A 17,826-nucleotide genomic window follows, 5' to 3' on the forward strand; every position below is an offset into this window, starting at 1 on the left:
ACGCCAGTCACAATTCTGGCGTACTCCCTCTCTCAATGTGTTCTGCTTTCGTTTGACACGTGATTTTCGTCGTCGGGGCAAAATGTCATCCAGATTCCTCAATGCTGCCGGTGCCGCGGCGATTGCCGCGATGCTGGCTTTGTCTATGCAGCCCTCGGTCGCACAGATCACGTTCCCGTGGGAGCGTTCCCCGCAAGGCTCGCCGCAGGTCCAGGCGCAGTCCGACGACGCCGATCTGGAGATGCGGATCCAGCGGCTGGAAAACCAGCTCCGGCAACTGACCGGCCAGAACGAGGAACTGCAGTACCGCAACCGGCAGCTCGAAGAGCGGCTGCGGCAGCTCGGCGCCGCACCGCCTGCGCCGGGCGGCCAGCCTCCGGCGGCGCAGCCCAGCGTGGCCGCCGCGCCGCCTCCAGTTCAGCCCGGCCCGCCGCAGCAACAGGGCTATCCCCAACAAGCCTATCCGCAGCAGGGGGCTCGCCAGCCGCAGGGCTATCCGCAGGCCCAGCCCGGCAATGACCGGCAACCGCAGATCGCCTCGCCGGCGCCCATCGTGCAGGAGCCGGCCCCAGCGGTCGGCAGCCGCCGCCGCGGCGATGCGTTCGACCCCAGCCAGAATCCCAACGCTCCCGGTGCGCCGCGGGCACTCGGCGGCGGCCAATTGCCGATCGGAAATGAAGCTACGGTCGGTGCGCCCGGCGGACGCGGCCCCGGTGAGCCGCTCAATCTCGGCGGCCCGCGCGATCCCGGTGGCGCCTTGCCGCCGCCCGCTGCAGCCGCACCGCCGCCGCGCGGCCCGGGGCCCGGCGCCAGCGCCGCACTGACCCCGTTGCCGCCCTCGGCCACGCCGAAGGACGAGTTCGATCTCGGCATCGGCTACATGCAGCGCAAGGATTATGCGCTGGCCGAAGAGACCATGAAGAACTTTGCGCAGAAATATCCGAGCGATCCGCTGATTGGGGATGCGCAATACTGGCTCGGCGAAAGCCATTTTCAGCGCCAGCAATATCGCGACGCCGCCGAAGCGTTTCTCGGCGTAACCACCAAGTTCGACAAGTCAGGCAAGGCGCCAGACGCGCTCTTGCGGCTCGGGCAGTCGCTGGCGGCACTGAAGGAAAAGGAAGCCGCTTGCGCGGCGCTCGGCGAGGTGAGCCGGAAATATCCGCGCGCATCGGCCGGCGTCAAAGCCGCCGTCGATCGTGAGCAAAAGCGGGTTAAGTGCTAAAGCGGAAGCCGGTCGAGGCCGCCATCGGTCTCGAATAGACTGGCGATGCCATGCCTGACGACGACCACGCGCCGATCTCGGTACAGCAAGCGAAAGAGCTGTTCGCGCACTGGAAGGCCGCGCCCGCCCTCGTGCTGGCGGTGTCCGGCGGGCCCGATTCCCTTGCCCTGATGTGGCTTGCCGCCCGCTGGCGCCGTGCGCTCTCGCGCGGACCGCGGTTGATCGCCGTCACTGTCGATCATGGCTTGCGGCCGGAGGCCGCGCGCGAGGCGCGCGACGTCAAGCGCCTCGCGCGCTCGCTTGATCTGCCCCATCGCACGCTGCGTTGGACCGGCACCAAGCCGAAAACCGGATTGCCGGCTGCAGCGCGGGAGGCGCGCTATCGCCTGCTGGCGAAAGCTGCGCGGGCGAGCGGCGCGACGCACATCCTCACCGCGCATACCCGCGACGATCAGGCTGAGACACTGTTGATGCGGATGCTGCGCGGCAGCGGCATCGCCGGCCTCGCGGCGATGGCGCGCGAGACCGAGCGCGATGGCGTGTGGCTGGCGCGGCCGTTGCTGGAGATCCCGAAGTCGCGGCTCGTCGCGACGCTGGACAAGGCGAAGATCGCCTTTGCCGACGATCCCACCAATCGCGACGTGAGCTTCACGCGGCCGCGGCTGCGTGCATTGATGCCGGCTTTGGCGGAGGAGGGCGGCGACAGCCGAAATCTGGCGCGGCTGGCATCAAGGCTGGCGCGGGCGAATGCCGCGATTGAAGTGCTGGCCGACGGCGCCGAGCGCTATCTCGCGGTGAGAGATCGTGATGACGCTACGCGCTTCGGGTTCGATGCCCAGGCGTTTGCCGGTCTGCCCGAGGAAATCCGGCTTCGGCTGCTCAAGCGCGCGATTGACCGGGCCGGTCACGAAGGACCCGCGGAACTCGGCAAGGTCGAGGCGCTGCTGGCAGTACTGGACAACGCCATTGCGAACGGCCAAAAGCAATCAAGACTGAAACAGACGCTTGCCGGGGCCGCGATCAGCCTTACCGGAGGCCGAATTTATGTCGATGCAGCGCCGCCGCGGGGTAGCCGGGCGTGAGAAGCGTTCCTATCTCCCAATATCCCGCAATATCGGGACGGAGAGCCTTAACCAACCCCGGAAAGACACTGGCCTTTTGCGCCATTTTTTGACCGGGAATCGCGTTAAGATGCGTTAAATAGTCCCGTGTGGTTCCCTTGGCATTGACCCGGGCGCCACCTAGATTGGGTGCAGTGGACCGGGGATTCTCGCCTCACTACCCAAGGATATTCTAGGGTTACTACCAAGGACATAGGGCCGCGATCCGCGCGACCACGAAGGAAGATCAATGAACGCCAATCTGCGCAACTTCGCCCTCTGGGTCATCATTGTCTTGCTGCTGTTGGCATTGTTCACGCTTTTCCAGAATCCGGGTCAGCGCACGTCTTCGCAGGACATCACGTTTTCGCAGTTGTTGAGCGAGGTCGATCAGAACCGCGTGCGCGACGTCGTGATCCAGGGGCCGGAAATCCACGGCACCTTTACCAACGGCTCCTCGTTCCAGACCTATGCGCCGAATGATCCGACGCTGGTGAAGCGTCTCTATGACGGCAAGGTCTCGATCACCGCCAAGCCGCCCGGCGACAACGTGCCGTGGTTCGTGTCGCTGCTCGTTTCCTGGCTGCCCTTCATCGCCCTGATCGGCGTCTGGATCTTCCTGTCCCGCCAGATGCAGGGCGGCGCCGGCAAGGCGATGGGCTTTGGCAAGTCGCGCGCCAAGATGCTGACGGAGGCCCATGGCCGCGTCACTTTCGAAGACGTCGCCGGTGTCGACGAAGCGAAGCAGGACCTGCAGGAGATCGTCGAATTCCTGCGCGACCCCGGAAAATTCCAACGCCTCGGCGGACGCATTCCGCGCGGCGTGCTGCTGGTCGGCCCTCCCGGCACCGGCAAGACGCTGATCGCGCGTGCGGTCGCGGGCGAAGCCAACGTGCCGTTCTTCACCATTTCCGGTTCTGACTTCGTCGAAATGTTCGTCGGCGTCGGCGCTTCCCGCGTCCGTGACATGTTCGAGCAGGCCAAGAAGAACGCGCCCTGCATCATCTTCATCGACGAAATCGACGCGGTCGGCCGTCATCGCGGCGCGGGCCTCGGCGGTGGCAATGACGAGCGCGAACAGACGCTCAACCAGTTGCTGGTCGAGATGGACGGTTTTGAAGCCAATGAAGGCGTGATCCTGATCGCCGCGACCAACCGGCCCGACGTGCTGGATCCCGCGCTGCTGCGTCCCGGCCGTTTCGATCGCCAGGTGGTAGTGCCGAACCCGGACGTCGTCGGCCGCGAGCAGATCCTGAAAGTTCACGTTCGCAAGGTGCCGCTGGCGCCCGATATCAACCTCAAGACCATCGCGCGCGGCACCCCGGGCTTCTCCGGCGCCGACCTGATGAACCTCGTCAACGAGGCGGCGCTGACGGCTGCCCGCCGCAACAAGCGGATGGTGACGCAGGCCGAGTTCGAAGAGGCCAAGGACAAGGTGATGATGGGCGCCGAGCGCAAGTCGCTCGTCATGACCGAGGAAGAGAAGCTCTTGACGGCCTATCACGAGGGCGGCCACGCCATCGTCGGCCTGAACGTCGTCGCGACCGATCCGATCCACAAGGCGACGATCATTCCGCGCGGCCGCGCGCTGGGCATGGTGATGCAGCTTCCCGAGCGCGACAAGCTGTCGATGTCGCTCGAGCAGATGACCTCGCGCCTCGCCATCATGATGGGCGGCCGGGTCGCGGAAGAACTGATCTTCGGCCGCGAGAAGGTTACCTCGGGCGCGGCCTCCGACATCGAGCAGGCGACACGGCTGGCGCGCATGATGGTGACGCGCTGGGGCTTGTCGGAAGAGCTCGGCACCGTGTCCTACGGCGAAAACCAGGACGAGGTGTTTTTGGGCATGTCGGTGTCGCGCACGCAGAACGCCTCGGAAGCGACCGTCCAGAAGATCGACAAGGAGATCAAGCGGCTGGTCGAGGAAGGCTACAACGAGGCCACCCGAATCCTCACCGAGAAGCGCGAGGATCTCGAGACGCTCGCCAAGGGCCTGCTCGAATTCGAGACGCTGAGCGGCGACGAGATCATCGATCTCTTGAAGGGCAAGAAGCCCAACCGCGAGTCGGTGTTGGAGCCGAGCACGCCGCGTGCTTCCGCCGTACCCCCGGCCGGCAAGCCGCGCCCGCGTCCCGATCCGGACCCTGGCCTGGAGCCGCAGCCCCAGGCGTAAGCGGATTACATCTGAACCAGAAACGCGGCGGAGACGCCGCGTTTTTTCTTGTGATCGGGTCCGCTTGTCGTGAATAGACGCTGGCCTAGAACAAACTGGTGCAGACCGGGATTGACTTCGAGCCGTCAAGGCGCCGCGGCCGGCGCCCCGAGGTGTACGGCCAGAATGTGCTCCGGCGTCTCGGTCACTTCGACCTTTTGCCCATCGCCGCCGACAAAGGCGAGCACGGTGCGCTCGCCGTCGCGCCACATGCTGCCGACGAGGGCAATGTTGATGTGGGTGGATTGCCCCGTCTCAAATCGCGTGCATTCGATCCAGAAGCGCATGACGTCCTCCTTGATTTGCCTTGATGAGAGACGGGGCGGGCAGGTTACGCCATCGCCCGCAATTCGCGGGCGGCGGCCACCATGTTGGCGAGCGCGGGTCGGACCTCCTCCCATTTGCGGGTCTTCAGTCCGCAATCCGGGTTGATCCAGATTTGGGTGTCGGAGAGCCGCTGTCGCGCCAGCTTGAGCAGGCCGGTCATCTCGCCGATCTCGGGGACGCGCGGCGAATGGATGTCGTAGACGCCGGGGCCGATTTCGTTCGGATAGCGGTAATCCCTGAACGCATCGAGCAGCTCCATCTTCGAGCGCGAGGTCTCGATCGAGATCACGTCGGCGTCCATCGCGCCGATCGCGCCGATAATATCGTTGAACTCCGAGTAGCACATGTGGGTGTGGATCTGCGTCTCGTCGCGCACGCCGGACGAACAGAGGCGGAAGGCGTCGACGGCCCAATCGAGATAGGCCTGCCATTCGGACTTGCGCAGCGGCAAACCCTCCCGCAGCGCCGCCTCGTCGATCTGGATCATGCCGGCGCCGGCCGCTTCGAGATCGGTAACCTCGTCGCGGATCGCGAGCGCGATCTGCCGGCAGGCTTCGCTGCGCGGAATGTCGTCGCGGACGAACGACCAATTCAGAATGGTGACAGGGCCGGTGAGCATCGCCTTCATCGGCTTTTTCGTCAGCGACTGGGCATATTGCCACCACTCGACCGTCATCGGCTTTGGGCGCGAGACGTCGCCGAACAGCACAGGCGGGCGAACGTAGCGCGATCCGTAGGATTGCACCCAGCCGTGCGCGGTGAAGGCAAAGCCTGCGAGCTGTTCGCCGAAATACTGTACCATGTCGTTGCGCTCGAACTCGCCATGCACGAGGACGTCGAGCCCGATATCTTCCTGCCAGCGCACGGTGCGGGCGGTCTGGTTCTGCAGGTACAGCTTATAGGCTTCGTCCGTGAGGGCGCCCCTGGCATGAGCGGAGCGGGCGTTCCTGACGTCGGCGGTTTGCGGGAACGAGCCGATGGTCGTGGTCGGGAACGCCGGCAGGTTGAAGCGCTCGCGCTGAACGGTGGCGCGTTCAGCGAAGATGCTGGAGCGGAAACGCATCGGTTCATTGATGCCGGCAACGCGTGCCGCTACCTTCGCATCGTGAATGCGTGGCGAGGCCTTGCGGGAGGTCGCCGCCCGGTCCGATGCCTTCAGGTTGGCTTCGACTGCTCTGCGGCCATCGGCGAGTGCCGTTCCGAGCGTGGCCAGTTCCTCGAGCTTCTGCACCGAAAACGCGAGCCAGCTCTTGATTTCGGGATCGAGCCCTGTCTCCAGCGCCAGATCGATCGGAACATGCAGCAGCGAGCAGGAGGGGGCGATCTGTACGCGCTGCTTGCCGAGTTTGGCGATTGCGGGCTCGAGCCGGTCGAGAAGCCGGCTCAAATCCGCGCGCCAGATGTTACGGCCATCGATGATTCCGAGCGACAGCACGCGGTTATCAGGAAATCCGGCGAGGTCGTCGATCTGCTCCGGCGCGCGCACGAGGTCGAGATGCAGGCCGGCGACGGGCAGGGATAGCGCGGTGTCGCGGTTGGCGCCGAGTGCGCCGAAATAGGTCGTCAGCATGATCCTGAGCTGCGGCACTGCGCTCGCGATCTCCGCATAGGCATAATGCAACGCCTGCTGGGCGACGATATCGAGATCGAGCACCAGACACGGCTCGTCGATCTGCACCCATTCCGCGCCCCGATAGGCAAGTTCGCGCAAGACCTCGATGTAAACCGGCAGCAAGCGATCAAGCAGGGACAGCGGATTGAAACCGGCATCCTTGCTCTTGGCGAGTTTGAGAAACGTGACCGGCCCGACCAGCACGGGGCGGGTCTGATAGCCCAGCGCCTTGGCTTCCTCGTATTCCTCGATCGGCTTGCGCGAGGCGAGGATGAATTTCTGATCCTTCGCCAGTTCAGGCACCATGTAGTGGTAGTTGGTGTCGAACCATTTCGTCATTTCCAGCGCCGGCACGCCGTGCGCCGCGTCGTGTCCGTGATGGGCATGGCCGCAACTCGCCCCATGCGGCTGGCCTTGCGCGCCGCGGGCCATCGCGAAGTAAGTCGCAAGCGAGACCGGCCCGCCGTTCCAGCGATAGATTTCCGGGATTGCGCCGACCATCACCGATGTGTCGAGCACCTGGTCGTAGAACGAGAAATCGTTCGACGGAATCACCGTGACGCCGAGCTTTTTCTGGCGCGCCCAGTTGGCGGCGCGAAGGCCGACGCCGGTTTCGATCAGCGCCTTCTCGTCGGTTGCGCCCGACCAGAAACTCTCCAGCGCGAATTTCAACTCGCGGCGCGGACCGATGCGCGGCGTGCCGAGGGAGGCAACGGGAAGTGAAGAAGTGGAGATGGTGGAAGTAGACGTAGCTTTGGAAGAAGACATTGGCTTAACCCCAAAAGTTGGGGGCAAAGGCCGAAGTGACACGTCTGGATTTTTCGCGAACGGCGGAGCGCGCGCGGAAAATCGCAACCGCACCACCGGGACACCCCGCCCGTGGACGTGTATGTTGTCGAGGCAGGTCTCCTGGCTCGCGGGTCAGTGCTGCTGTCCGGCCTTCCCGAAACCTCGTGAGGTCTCAGTGGCTTTGTTGGACAGCGGCTCGCCGCTTACAGTTGCGGGGGCAGCTCCGGCTTTGGCTTTTCGGCCGCACCGGCTTCCCTCTTAGCTTCGGGCGAAATCGAGCCCGAAGAACCACGACGGATTCAGTTAAGGTCAAGCGCGATCCCAGTCAATACGAGGTCAGATGGGCAGTTACCCATCACTCGTGATGGATACCGTTGGGCGAGACGTCCAACTCAGTTCTGCGGCATTCCCTGGGGAATGGCAGTTCTGACGATGGAAGCGTCCAAGGCCTCGTAATCGTGCAGCCTGATCGTTGCGTAGAGTTCGGCGCGCGTCTGCATCTGATTGAGCATCCTGCAGGTGCAGCCGTCACGCTTGAGGGTGGCGAACAGATTTTCTTGGGCCTTGTTGGCGACACGCAGCGACGACACCGGCCAGATCACCATCCGATAGCCCATCGCCTCGAACTCGGATGCGGTGAAGAACGGTGTCTTGCCGAACTCCGTCATGTTCGCGAGCAGCGGGACGCCGGGAAGGCGCCTGGCGAACTCCTCGAACATCTCGCGCGAAGTCATGGCCTCAGGAAATATCGCATCTGCTCCTGCTTCCAGATAGAGCTTTGCGCGCGTCACCGCGCCTTCTATGCCTTCGCTGGCCGCGGCGTCCGTTCGCGCGATCAGATAGAGATGACGCCGCGCTTTCGCAGCGGCGGCGACCTTGGCGGCCATGTCATGCGCGTCCGCGAGCCGCTTGTCGTTGAGGTGGCCGCATTTTTTCGGAAGCAGTTGGTCCTCGATGTGAACCGCCGCGGCACCTGCGTCCTCGAAGGCGCGCACCATGTTCATGATGTTGAGGGCTTCGCCATAGCCGGTGTCGCCGTCGACCATCACCGGCAGGCCGCTGGCGCGCACCACCTGTCGGATGAAGAAAGTCACTTCCTCGATGGTGATGATGCCGAGATCCGGAAGGCCCATCGAAGCCGTCATTGCCGCGCCCGACAAATAGAGTGCGGAAAAGCCGGTGTCCCGAGCCTGCAGCGCAGCCATTCCGTTGTGCGCGCCCGGTATCTGGAGGATGCCGGGCCTATCCAGAAGGTCCCGGAAGCGAGCACCGGCCGGCTTTTCGGCCAGGTCAGAGCCGAGGAGATACACCATGGCGGTCCTCCTTATGCGGCGCGCGGAGCGCCGGCGGCTTTGCCACGCTCATGCAGCGGTACGAATTTCAGGTTCTCCGGGCCGACATAGTTTGCTGCCGGGCGGATGATCTTCCTGTTGATCCGCTGTTCCATCACATGCGCCGCCCAGCCTGACGTTCGGGAAATCACGAACAGCGGCGTGAACATCGCCGTCGGAACGCCCATCGCGTGGTAGGAGACCGCGCTGAACCAGTCGAGATTGGCGAACATCTTCTTGGCGTCGGCCATGACCGCCTCGATCCGCTCGGCGATCTCGAACATCCTTGTGTTCTCGGTTTCAATGCTGAGACGGCGCGCGACCTCCTTGATCACCTTGTTGCGCGGATCGGCGATCGTGTAGACCGGATGACCGAAGCCGATTATGACCTCCTTGGCCCCGACCCTGCGACGCATGTCGGCTTCCGCTTCTTCCGTATTGCCGTAACGCTTCTGCACTTCGAACGCGATCTCGTTGGCGCCGCCATGCTTCGGGCCGCGCAATGCGCCGATCGCGCCGGTGATCGCGGAATAGAGGTCCGACCCCGTGCCCGCGATCGAGCGCGCTGTGAAGGTCGAGGCGTTGTATTCGTGCTCGGCGTAGAGGATCAGCGAGGTATGCATCGCACGTTCGTACGATGGCGGCGGCCTTTTGCCATGGAGCAAATGGAGGAAATGCGAACCGATCGAATCGTCATCGGTTTCGACATCGATCCGGCGGCCGTGGTGGGCGTAGTGATGCCAGTAGAGCAGCATCGATCCAAGCGAGGCCATCAGCCGGTCGGCAATGTCGCGCGCGCCGGCCTGATTGTGATCATGGGCTTCTGGCAGGATGCAGCCGAGCGCGGAGACGCCGCTTCTTAGGACATCCATCGGATGCGCGGCGGCGGGCAGCAACTCGAGTGTCTGCAACACGGCGAGCGGCAGTCCGCGCAGCGCTTTCAGTTTTGCCTTGTAATTTCTGAGCTCCGACAAAGTGGGCAGGCTGCCGTGAACGAGGAGATACGCGATTTCCTCGAACTCGCAGGTTTCGGCGACATCCAGAATGTCGTAGCCGCGATAATGCAGATCATTTCCCGTGCGGCCGACCGTGCACAGTGCAGTATCGCCGGCGATGACACCGGAAAGCTCGACAGATTTCTTGGGGGCGGGCTTGATGTCCGTCATCTCAATCTCCCTTATCGATTGCCAGCGGCGCGCTGGACTGCAGCCGGGGCGCCGCCGCGCCAGTCGAAGATGCCGTGGGTCGCCGTGCTGCAGAGTGACTTCGGGTCGACTGTGAAGGTGAGGTCGGTCAGTTCACCAGCCTTGAGCGAGGGCAATCTCTCGACCGTTCCGATGAAACGATTCTGCTCAGCCGCGGCGATCACGCCGTCCGCCAGCGTGCGGAATTTCCGGATGTAGTCCGGCCGCCTGAACGGTCGGGCGCCCAGCGGATGCGCGTCAGCAACCGCAATCTCGTCGCTGATGATGGAGCCGCCCTTCAGCTTCACGACAACGCGGCCGCCAAACGCCTTTTCGCTGACATCATGGCTGTGGTAGCGGCGGGTCCATGCGGGATCTTCGACCGTCGAAATTTTGCGCCACAGCGTGATCGTCGATTCGCGACCTGCACGCTCGGGGGCATAGGACCGTTCATGATGCCAGCCGCTGTCTTCCAGCGCGACTGCGAAAATATACATGATCGAATGATCGAGCGTTTCGCGGCTCGCCTTCGGATCCATCTTCTGCGGGTCATTGGCGCCGGTGCCGATGACATGGTGGGTGTGGTGGCTGGTGTGGATGACGATGCTTTCGACCTTCGAGAGGTCGCCGATCTTCGGTCCCAGCCGACGTGCGAGGTCGATCAGGGCCTGGCTCTGATATTCGGCCGAATGCTCCTTGGTGTAGGTGTCGAGAACGGCGCGCTTGGGTTCGCCTTTTTCCGGCAGCCGCACCACGTATTCGGCCTTGGGACCGCCGAGCAGCCAGGCGATGAAACCATCCTCGCCTTCATAGGCGGGTGACGGCGCGCCTTCGCCGCGCATTACGCGATCGACGGATTCAATCGCCATCTTGCCAGCGAAAGCCGGCGCATAGGCCTTCCAGCTTGAAATCTCGCCCTTGCGCGACTGCCGCGTGGTTGTTGTGACGTGGAGCGCCTGCTGAACGGCCTGATAGATCGTCTCGGCAGGCAAACCGAGCAGCGCGCCGATTCCGGCGGCGGCAGACGGGCCGAGATGGGCGATGTGATCGATCTTGTGCTCGTGCAGGCAGATGCCCTTCACGAGATCGACCTGAATTTCGTAGGCCGCAGCCAGCCCGCGCACGAGGTCCGCGCCTGTCAACCCGCAGTGCTGGGCGACAGCCAGCACCGGCGGAATGTTGTCGCCGGGATGCGAATAGTCTGCCGCCAGGAAAGTGTCGTGAAAATCGAGCTCGCGGACGGCCACGCCGTTGCCCCAAGCGGCCCATTCCGGCGAAATCCGCTGCGACCGAGTCAAGCCGAACACGGTGGCGCCCGGCTGGAACGGATGCGCCTCGGCTTGCGATCGCGCGCTCACAACGGGACGCCGCGTGACCGAAGCTGCGGCAACGGCGGCATTGTCGATGATGCGGTTGCCGAGCATCTCCGCCACGTCGCTCTCGATCGCGACCGGGTCGGCGGCCACCTCGGCGATCTTCCAGGCCAGTTGCCCTGCGCGCGGAAGCTGATCGGCCGATTTGAAAGTACGAACGCTGTGCTGCTTCAAGACGTAGCTTCCTTCTGGATTGGATCGGTTATGGTCGGTTGCGTGATCGGAACCGGGTGGCCGAATTCGTTCACCGCGACCATCTCGAACGTCCCGCGCACCGCGGATTTTCGCCGGCCGCTGATCAGGTCTTCCCGGATCATGTCGACGGCGACCGTCATGGAGCTGCGACCGACGCGTACGACCTGAGCAACGAGCTCAACGAGTTCGCCGACATGAATCGGCTCGTGAAATTCGATCCTGTCCGAGGTCGCCATCACGACGCTTTGGCGGGCGTGCCGCGTAGCCATGACGAATGCCGCCTTGCCCATCAGGCTGAGCGCATGGCCTCCGAACAGCGTGCCGTAGTGATTGGCCTGCTCCGGAAACACCATCTCCACAAACCGGGTCTCGTCGGGATGAGGGATGGGCGACGCCGCTGAATGCATTCTCCTGCTCCGGACGACTTGTCATTCCGTAATGGCTTCGCAATATGTACAAAACATGCATCGTAGAAATGGCTGAAAAAGCATAGTCTTGCGAAGAAAGTCCGATCGATTTGCAAAGTTTGCGAAGGCGATGTGATGAAAAAGACCTTCATGGGCGTGCGGCTGAAAAGGCTGCGTGAGGAGCAGCGCCTGACCCAGGCGGCGCTCGCCACCAAACTCGGGATCTCGCTGAGTTACCTCAATCAATTGGAAAACAATCAGCGTCCGCTCACCGTGCCGGTGCTGCTGGCGCTCAATTCGGTGTTCGGTCTTGACGTGCAGTCGTTCGCCGAAGGCGACGAGGCCCGCCTGATTTCGGACCTCCGCGAAGCGCTGGCGGATCCTTCATTGGGCGAAACGATCACCGTCGCTGAACTCCGCGAGCTCGCGCAGAACATGCCGGCAGTCGGTCGTGCGCTGGTCAATCTCAACCGCAAATACCGCTACACCGCGGAGCAATATGCGGCAATTTCCGCGCGGTTCGGCGAGGACCGTCACGCCGCGGCAGCGGTGTTGCCGTCCACGCCGTTCGAGGAAGTCCGCGACTTCTTTTATCTGCAACACAACTACATTGCCGAGCTCGATGAGGCTGCGGAAGCAATCGCGGGCCGGATGCAGTTTCCCATCGGCCGGATGACGACGGGCCTTGCGTCTTATCTCGAAAGCAGGCACGGCGTGAATGTCCTGATCGACGCGATCGACGAACTGGGAGCGGGAATGCAGCGCGTATTCGATGGCCGCGCACGCATGCTGCGGCTCTCGCCCAGCCTTGATCCGGGCCAGCAGGCGTTCCAGCTCGCAACACAGATCGCCATCCTCGAGTTGGACGAGGTGATACGTGCGATCGTCGGCAAGGCAAAGTTCACCAGCGACGAATCGCGCGGCCTCGCCCGCATCGGGCTCGCAAACTATTTCGCCGGTGCGCTGATTTTGCCCTACTTGGGTTTCCTGGGTGAGGCGGAGCGATGCCGTTACGACATCGAATTGCTCAGCCACCGGTTCGGCGTGGGCTTTGAAACGATCTGTCACCGGCTGAGCACCCTGCAGCGCCACAACGCGCGGGGCGTGCCGTTCTTCTTCATCCGCGTCGATCGCGCCGGAAACATCTCGAAGCGCCAATCGGCGACCGACTTCCATTTCTCGCGGGTCGGCGGGACGTGTCCGCTGTGGAACGTCTATGAGGCCTTCGCCAATCCGGGGCGCATCCTCACGCAGTTGGCGCGGATGCCCGATGAGCGAACCTATCTCTGGGTTGCCCGGACGGTCTCGCACGGCCGAGGAGGCTACGGCGCGCCGACCAAGACATTTGCGGTCGCCCTCGGATGCGACGTACGCCATGCCGAACGAATCGTCTATTCGCAAGGCCTCAAGATCGATCCATCGCTGGCGACGCCGATCGGCATGGGCTGCAAGGTTTGCGAACGGCCGGATTGTCCGCAGCGCGCGTTCCCGCCGGTTGGTCGGGCCCTCAACGTCGACGAAACGCGGTCTTACTTCGCCCCCTACGCGACGTCGCGCTAGCGGTTCGATGTGAATTTCGTGCGCATGTCCCGAATGGGCTTGACACGACGCGGCGAATACTACCACATGTAGCCGTCACGGTCCGCCTGATCGCAAGATTTGGTGGCCAAGAGGGAAGCCGGTGATCGCGCCAAGCGCGCGAGAATCCGGCGCTGCCCCCGCAACTGTAAGCAGTGAGTTGCTCCCGATTTCTGACGTCACTGATGCGGCATCGCATTGGGAAGACACGGGGACAACGGCGACCTGCGAGCCAGGAGACCTGCCGCGACACCGAAAAAACGTCCACGGGCGGGGTGTCCCGGCGGCGCTCGCAGATTCATGCCCGCGTTTTTCGCGTGGGCTAAGCTGTAGCGTCCTCTGACATCCGGCCCCAACAGCACTACGGGGTCTCTTGATGTCACTCTCTCTCGATCGCGAAGCCAACGCCGCTCCATTCATTCGACCGCGCCCCGAATCGCTTGCCGCCTCGGAAGCGCAGCCGCCGATGCAGGTGATTCGCCGCAACGGCACGGTTTCGAAATTCGACGCGAGCAAGATTTCGGTCGCGATGACCAAGGCGTTTCTCGCGGTCGAGGGGCATGGCGCGGCGGCCTCCCGCCGGGTGCATGAAATCGTCGAGCAACTGACCGCCGAAGTCGTCGGCGCGCTGTCGCGCCGGATGAGCGAGGGCCGCACCTTTCATATCGAGGACGTGCAGGACCAGGTCGAGCTCGCCCTGATGCGCAGCGAGCACCACAAGGTCGCGCGCGCCTATGTGCTCTATCGCGAGGAACGCACGCGCAGGCGTGCCGGACAGGACGTGAGGGCCACCCAGCCATCGGGGAAGCCCTCGTTACGTGTCACGCTGGCCAGTGGCGCGCAGGTCCCGCTCGATATCGCGCGGCTGACGCTGATCGTCGAAGAAGCCTGTGCCGGTCTCGAGGGCGTCGGCGCCACGGCGGTGCTCGCCGAGACGCAGCGCAATCTCTATGACGGCATCAGCGAGGACGAACTGGCGCTGGCGTCGGTGATGGCCGCGCGCACACTGGTGGAGCAGGAGCCGAACTACGCCTATGTCAGCGCGCGGCTCTTGCTCGACAAGCTGCGCACCGAGGTGCTGTCTTTCGTGCGTGATACGCCGACCAGCGCGTCGCAGGCCGAGATGGCCGAGCGCTACGGCGAATATTTTCCGGCCTATATCAAGGCCGGCATCAAGGCCGAACTGCTCGATCCCGATCTGGCGCGCTTCGACCTGAAAAAGCTTGCCGCGGCGCTGAATCCGGAGCGCGACCTGGCGTTCCAGTTTCTGGGTCTGCAGACGCTGTACGACCGCTATTTCCTGCATGTGCACGGCAACCGCATCGAGTTGCCGCAGGCGTTCTTCATGCGCGTCGCGATGGGGCTGGCGATGCGTGAGATCGACCGCGAGGCGCGCGCAATCGAGTTCTACGATCTCTTATCGTCGTTCGACTTCATGGCCTCGACCCCGACGCTGTTCAATTCCGGCACGCTGCGGCCGCAATTGTCGTCCTGCTTCCTCACCACCATCGCGGACGATCTCGACGGCATCTTCAAGTCGGTCAAGGACAATGCGCTGCTCGCAAAATATTCCGGCGGGCTCGGCAACGACTGGACCCGCGTGCGTGGGCTCGGCGCCCACATCAAGGGCACCAATGGCGAAAGTCAGGGCGTGGTGCCGTTTCTAAAGGTGGCCAATGACACCGCGATCGCCGTCAACCAGGGCGGCAAGCGCAAAGGCGCGGTCTGCGCCTATCTCGAAACCTGGCACATCGACATCGAGGAATTTTTGGACCTGCGCAAGAACACCGGCGACGACCGCCGCCGCACCCATGACATGAACACCGCGAACTGGGTGCCCGACCTGTTCATGCAGCGCGTCGAGACCGACGGCGAATGGACGCTGTTCTCGCCGGACGAGACGCCCGACCTGCATGACCTCTACGGCAACGCATTCGCCGAACGTTACGCAGCTTACGAAGCAAAGGCGGCGCGGGGCGAGATCCGCGTGTTCAAGCAGATCCGTGCCACGGATCTCTGGCGCAGGATGCTGACCATGCTGTTCGAGACCGGGCATCCCTGGATCACGTTCAAGGATCCCTGCAACCTGCGCTCGCCGCAGCGCCATGCCGGCGTGATTCATTCCTCGAACCTCTGCACCGAGATCACGCTTAATACGTCGGACGACGAGACCGCCGTCTGCAATCTCGGCTCGATCAATCTGCTCAATCACGTTCGGGAAGGCCGGCTGGACGAGGCGCGGCTGCAACGCAGTGTGACGACGGCAATGCGGATGCTCGACAACGTCATCGACATCAATTTCTACACCATCCCCGAAGCGCGCCGTTCGAACCTGCGGCACCGTCCGGTCGGTCTCGGGCTGATGGGATTCCAGGATGCGCTGCAGGCGATGCGGATCGCGATGGCTTCCGATGCGGCGGTAACGTTCGCCGATACCAGCATGGAGATGATTTCCTATTACGCCATTTCGGCCTCCGTCGATCTGGCGGCCGAGCGCGGGCGCTATCCGTCGTTCGATGGCTCGCTGTGGAGCCGCGGCATCTTGCCGATCGATTCGATCGAACTATTGGCGGAAGCCCGCGGCGACCTCGCGATGGACCGCGGCATGACGCTCGATTGGGATCGTCTGCGGGAGCGAGTCAAATCGACCGGCATGCGCAATTCGAACGTGATGGCGATCGCGCCGACCGCGACGATTTCCAACATCTGCGGCGTCGCGCAGTCGATCGAGCCCGCCTACCAGAACCTCTACGTCAAATCCAACATGTCCGGCGACTTCACCGTGGTGAACGAATTTCTGGTCCGCGACCTCAAGGCGCGCGGGCTGTGGGACGAAGTGATGGTCAACGACCTCAAATATTTCGACGGCAGCTTGGGGGCCGTCGATCGCATTCCCGGCGACCTCAAGGCGCTCTATGCCACCGCATTCGAGATCGACAGCGCCTGGCTGATCGAGGCGGCGTCGCGGCGGCAGAAATGGATCGACCAGTCGCAATCGCTCAACCTCTATATCGCCAACCCTAGCGGCAAGAAGCTCGATGCGCTCTATCGGCTGGCGTGGGCGCGCGGGTTGAAGACGACCTATTACCTGCGCTCGCGCAGCGCGACGCATGTCGAAAAGTCCACGCTCCGGGGGACCGACGGCAAGCTCAATAGCGTCGCGTCCGCGGCGATGATGGCTCCAGCCCCGATCATCGTCGCGCCGGCCGCCACCGCGCCGGATTTAACCGGTGCGGTGGCGTGCTCGATCGATAATCCCGAATGCGAAGCCTGCCAGTAAGCAGCAAGAACAAGAGGAAACCACAATGCTCGACTGGTCCGAACCATCCGCATCCCCGCGTCAGACGCCGCCGCCCGTCGTGGTGCAATTCGTTACCCAGGCCGAACAAACCGGCCTCGGCATGATAGATCGTCGCGGCGGACGCGTATCCGTCGACGACAAGCGGATGATCAACTGCCGCGCCGACGTCAATCAATTGCTGCCGCTGAAATACAAATGGGCCTGGGAGAAATATCTCGCCGGCTGCAACAATCACTGGATGCCTACCGAAGTCTCGATGCAGGCCGACATCGCGCTGTGGAAGTCGCGCGATGGGCTGACGGAAGACGAGCGCCGCGCCATCAAGCGCAACCTCGGCTTCTTCGCGGCGTCCGAAAGCCTGGTCGCCAACAATATCGTGCTGGCGATCTACCGTCATCTGACCAATCCGGAGTGCCGGCAATATCTGCTGAGGCAATCCTTCGAGGAGGCGGTTCACACCCACACCTTTCAATACATCGTCGAAAGCTTGGGGCTGGACGAGGGCGAGCTGTTCAACATGTATCGCGAGGTGCCGTCGATTACCGACAAGGCGGCCTGGGCGCTGAAGCACACGCAGCATCTCGACAATCCCGATTTCAGGACCGGGACACCGCAAGCCGATCAGGCGTTCCTGCGCGATCTCGTCGCCTTCTACGTCATATTCGAAGGCATGTGGTTCTATACGGGCTTCGCGCAGATCCTCTCGCTCGGCCGCCGCAACAAGATGGTCGGCATTGCCGAGCAGTACCAGTACATACTGCGCGATGAGTCCATCCACCTGAATTTCGGCATCGATGTCATCAACCAGATCAAGATCGAAAACCCGCATCTCTGGACCAAGGCGTTCCAGGACGAAGTCCGCGCCATGGTGCGCGAGGCGGCCGAGCTGGAAGCGGCCTACGGGCGGGACACCATGCCGCGCGGCTTTCTCGGGTTGAATGCGGCGCTGTGCGAGAGCTACATGCACTTCATCGCCAACCGCCGCTGCGCGCAGCTCGGGCTGCAGCGGGTGTTCGACGAGACCGAGAATCCGTTTCCCTGGATGTCGGAAGCGATGGACCTGAAGAAGGAGAAGAATTTCTTCGAGACGCGGGTGATCGAGTACCAGAACGGCGGTGCGCTGAGCTGGGAGTAGGGGAAGCCATACTCTCAACACGTCCTCTCCCAACACGTCGTCCCCGCGAACGCGGGG

The 17,826-nt window shown here is 63.3% G+C and carries 12 protein-coding genes and 2 riboswitches; of the genes, 6 read left to right on the top strand and 6 right to left on the bottom strand.

The genetic code is table 11. From position 1 onward, the window contains the following. Window positions 1–82 precede the first annotated feature (82 nt). The 3 genes from ybgF (at window position 83) to ftsH (ending at window position 4,498) form a co-directional block, all read left to right on the top strand. A complete protein-coding gene (gene ybgF / locus LMTR3_RS00270; protein ID WP_065743119.1) occupies window positions 83–1,225 on the top strand; it encodes a tol-pal system protein YbgF in 1,143 nt (380 codons plus the stop codon). Between the two features lie 50 nt (window positions 1,226–1,275). After that, a complete protein-coding gene (gene tilS / locus LMTR3_RS00275) occupies window positions 1,276–2,307 on the top strand; it encodes a tRNA lysidine(34) synthetase TilS (RefSeq protein WP_065743120.1) in 1,032 nt (343 codons plus the stop codon). Between the two features lie 268 nt (window positions 2,308–2,575). Beyond that, complete coding sequence (ftsH, locus tag LMTR3_RS00280) at window positions 2,576–4,498, top strand: ATP-dependent zinc metalloprotease FtsH (RefSeq protein ID WP_065743121.1); 1,923 nt, start codon at window positions 2,576–2,578, stop codon at window positions 4,496–4,498. Window positions 4,499–4,623: 125 nt separating this feature from the next. Here the strand turns inward: ftsH and LMTR3_RS00285 are convergent, their stop codons facing one another. The 6 genes from LMTR3_RS00285 to LMTR3_RS00310 form a co-directional block, all read right to left on the bottom strand. Continuing rightward, entirely contained in the window at window positions 4,624–4,824 is a 201-nt protein-coding gene (locus LMTR3_RS00285; protein WP_065743122.1) for a hypothetical protein, read from the bottom strand. A 44-nt stretch (window positions 4,825–4,868) separates the two neighbouring features. After that, a complete protein-coding gene (gene metE, locus LMTR3_RS00290) occupies window positions 4,869–7,244 on the bottom strand; it encodes a 5-methyltetrahydropteroyltriglutamate--homocysteine S-methyltransferase (protein ID WP_065743123.1) in 2,376 nt (791 codons plus the stop codon). A 114-nt stretch (window positions 7,245–7,358) separates the two neighbouring features. Continuing rightward, window positions 7,359–7,573: riboswitch (cobalamin riboswitch) on the bottom strand. A gap of 84 nt (window positions 7,574–7,657) precedes the next feature. Next, window positions 7,658–8,578, bottom strand: a complete 921-nt coding sequence (gene prpB / locus LMTR3_RS00295; RefSeq protein ID WP_065743124.1) for a methylisocitrate lyase — start codon at window positions 8,576–8,578, stop codon at window positions 7,658–7,660. An 11-nt stretch (window positions 8,579–8,589) separates the two neighbouring features. Then, window positions 8,590–9,762, bottom strand: coding sequence for a bifunctional 2-methylcitrate synthase/citrate synthase (prpC, locus tag LMTR3_RS00300; protein ID WP_065743125.1), 1,173 nt, complete (start codon window positions 9,760–9,762; stop codon window positions 8,590–8,592). 11 nt (window positions 9,763–9,773) lie between these two features. After that, on the bottom strand, window positions 9,774–11,327 hold the full coding sequence (locus LMTR3_RS00305) for an MmgE/PrpD family protein (protein WP_065743126.1): 1,554 nt from the start codon (window positions 11,325–11,327) through the stop codon (window positions 9,774–9,776). Continuing rightward, a complete protein-coding gene (locus LMTR3_RS00310) occupies window positions 11,324–11,755 on the bottom strand; it encodes an acyl-CoA thioesterase (RefSeq protein ID WP_065743127.1) in 432 nt (143 codons plus the stop codon). Before LMTR3_RS00310 ends, LMTR3_RS00305 begins: the two co-directional genes overlap by 4 nt. Window positions 11,756–11,890: 135 nt before the next feature. On the opposite strand from LMTR3_RS00310, the gene LMTR3_RS00315 reads away from it, so the two are divergent. From LMTR3_RS00315 to LMTR3_RS00325, 3 genes are all read left to right on the top strand, one after another. Then, window positions 11,891–13,315 carry a short-chain fatty acyl-CoA regulator family protein gene (locus tag LMTR3_RS00315; protein ID WP_065743128.1) on the top strand — a complete coding sequence of 475 codons (1,425 nt, stop codon included), beginning with the start codon at window positions 11,891–11,893 and terminating at the stop codon, window positions 13,313–13,315. Between the two features lie 61 nt (window positions 13,316–13,376). Further along, window positions 13,377–13,596, top strand: a riboswitch (cobalamin riboswitch). Window positions 13,597–13,709: 113 nt separating this feature from the next. Then, window positions 13,710–16,613, top strand: a complete 2,904-nt coding sequence (locus tag LMTR3_RS00320; protein WP_065743129.1) for a ribonucleoside-diphosphate reductase subunit alpha — start codon at window positions 13,710–13,712, stop codon at window positions 16,611–16,613. 25 nt (window positions 16,614–16,638) lie between these two features. Beyond that, window positions 16,639–17,769, top strand: a complete 1,131-nt coding sequence (locus LMTR3_RS00325) for a ribonucleotide-diphosphate reductase subunit beta (protein WP_084029300.1) — start codon at window positions 16,639–16,641, stop codon at window positions 17,767–17,769. The last annotated feature ends 57 nt before the right edge of the window (window positions 17,770–17,826 follow it).

The organism is Bradyrhizobium sp. LMTR 3, from assembly GCF_001693485.1.
In the GTDB taxonomy this organism is placed as follows: domain Bacteria; phylum Pseudomonadota; class Alphaproteobacteria; order Rhizobiales; family Xanthobacteraceae; genus Bradyrhizobium.

What these genes read in the sequence shown, in the direction of transcription:
- ybgF (WP_065743119.1), top strand. Translation starts at nt 83, where the DNA reads ATGTCATCCAGATTCCTCAATGCTGCCGGTGCCGCGGCGATTGCCGCG.
- tilS (WP_065743120.1), top strand. Translation starts at nt 1,276, where the DNA reads ATGCCTGACGACGACCACGCGCCGATCTCGGTACAGCAAGCGAAAGAG.
- ftsH (WP_065743121.1), top strand. Translation starts at nt 2,576, where the DNA reads ATGAACGCCAATCTGCGCAACTTCGCCCTCTGGGTCATCATTGTCTTG.
- LMTR3_RS00285 (WP_065743122.1), bottom strand. Translation starts at nt 4,824, where the DNA reads ATGCGCTTCTGGATCGAATGCACGCGATTTGAGACGGGGCAATCCACC.
- metE (WP_065743123.1), bottom strand. Translation starts at nt 7,244, where the DNA reads ATGTCTTCTTCCAAAGCTACGTCTACTTCCACCATCTCCACTTCTTCA.
- prpB (WP_065743124.1), bottom strand. Translation starts at nt 8,578, where the DNA reads ATGGTGTATCTCCTCGGCTCTGACCTGGCCGAAAAGCCGGCCGGTGCT.
- prpC (WP_065743125.1), bottom strand. Translation starts at nt 9,762, where the DNA reads ATGACGGACATCAAGCCCGCCCCCAAGAAATCTGTCGAGCTTTCCGGT.
- LMTR3_RS00310 (WP_065743127.1), bottom strand. Translation starts at nt 11,755, where the DNA reads ATGCATTCAGCGGCGTCGCCCATCCCTCATCCCGACGAGACCCGGTTT.
- LMTR3_RS00315 (WP_065743128.1), top strand. Translation starts at nt 11,891, where the DNA reads ATGAAAAAGACCTTCATGGGCGTGCGGCTGAAAAGGCTGCGTGAGGAG.
- LMTR3_RS00320 (WP_065743129.1), top strand. Translation starts at nt 13,710, where the DNA reads ATGTCACTCTCTCTCGATCGCGAAGCCAACGCCGCTCCATTCATTCGA.
- LMTR3_RS00325 (WP_084029300.1), top strand. Translation starts at nt 16,639, where the DNA reads ATGCTCGACTGGTCCGAACCATCCGCATCCCCGCGTCAGACGCCGCCG.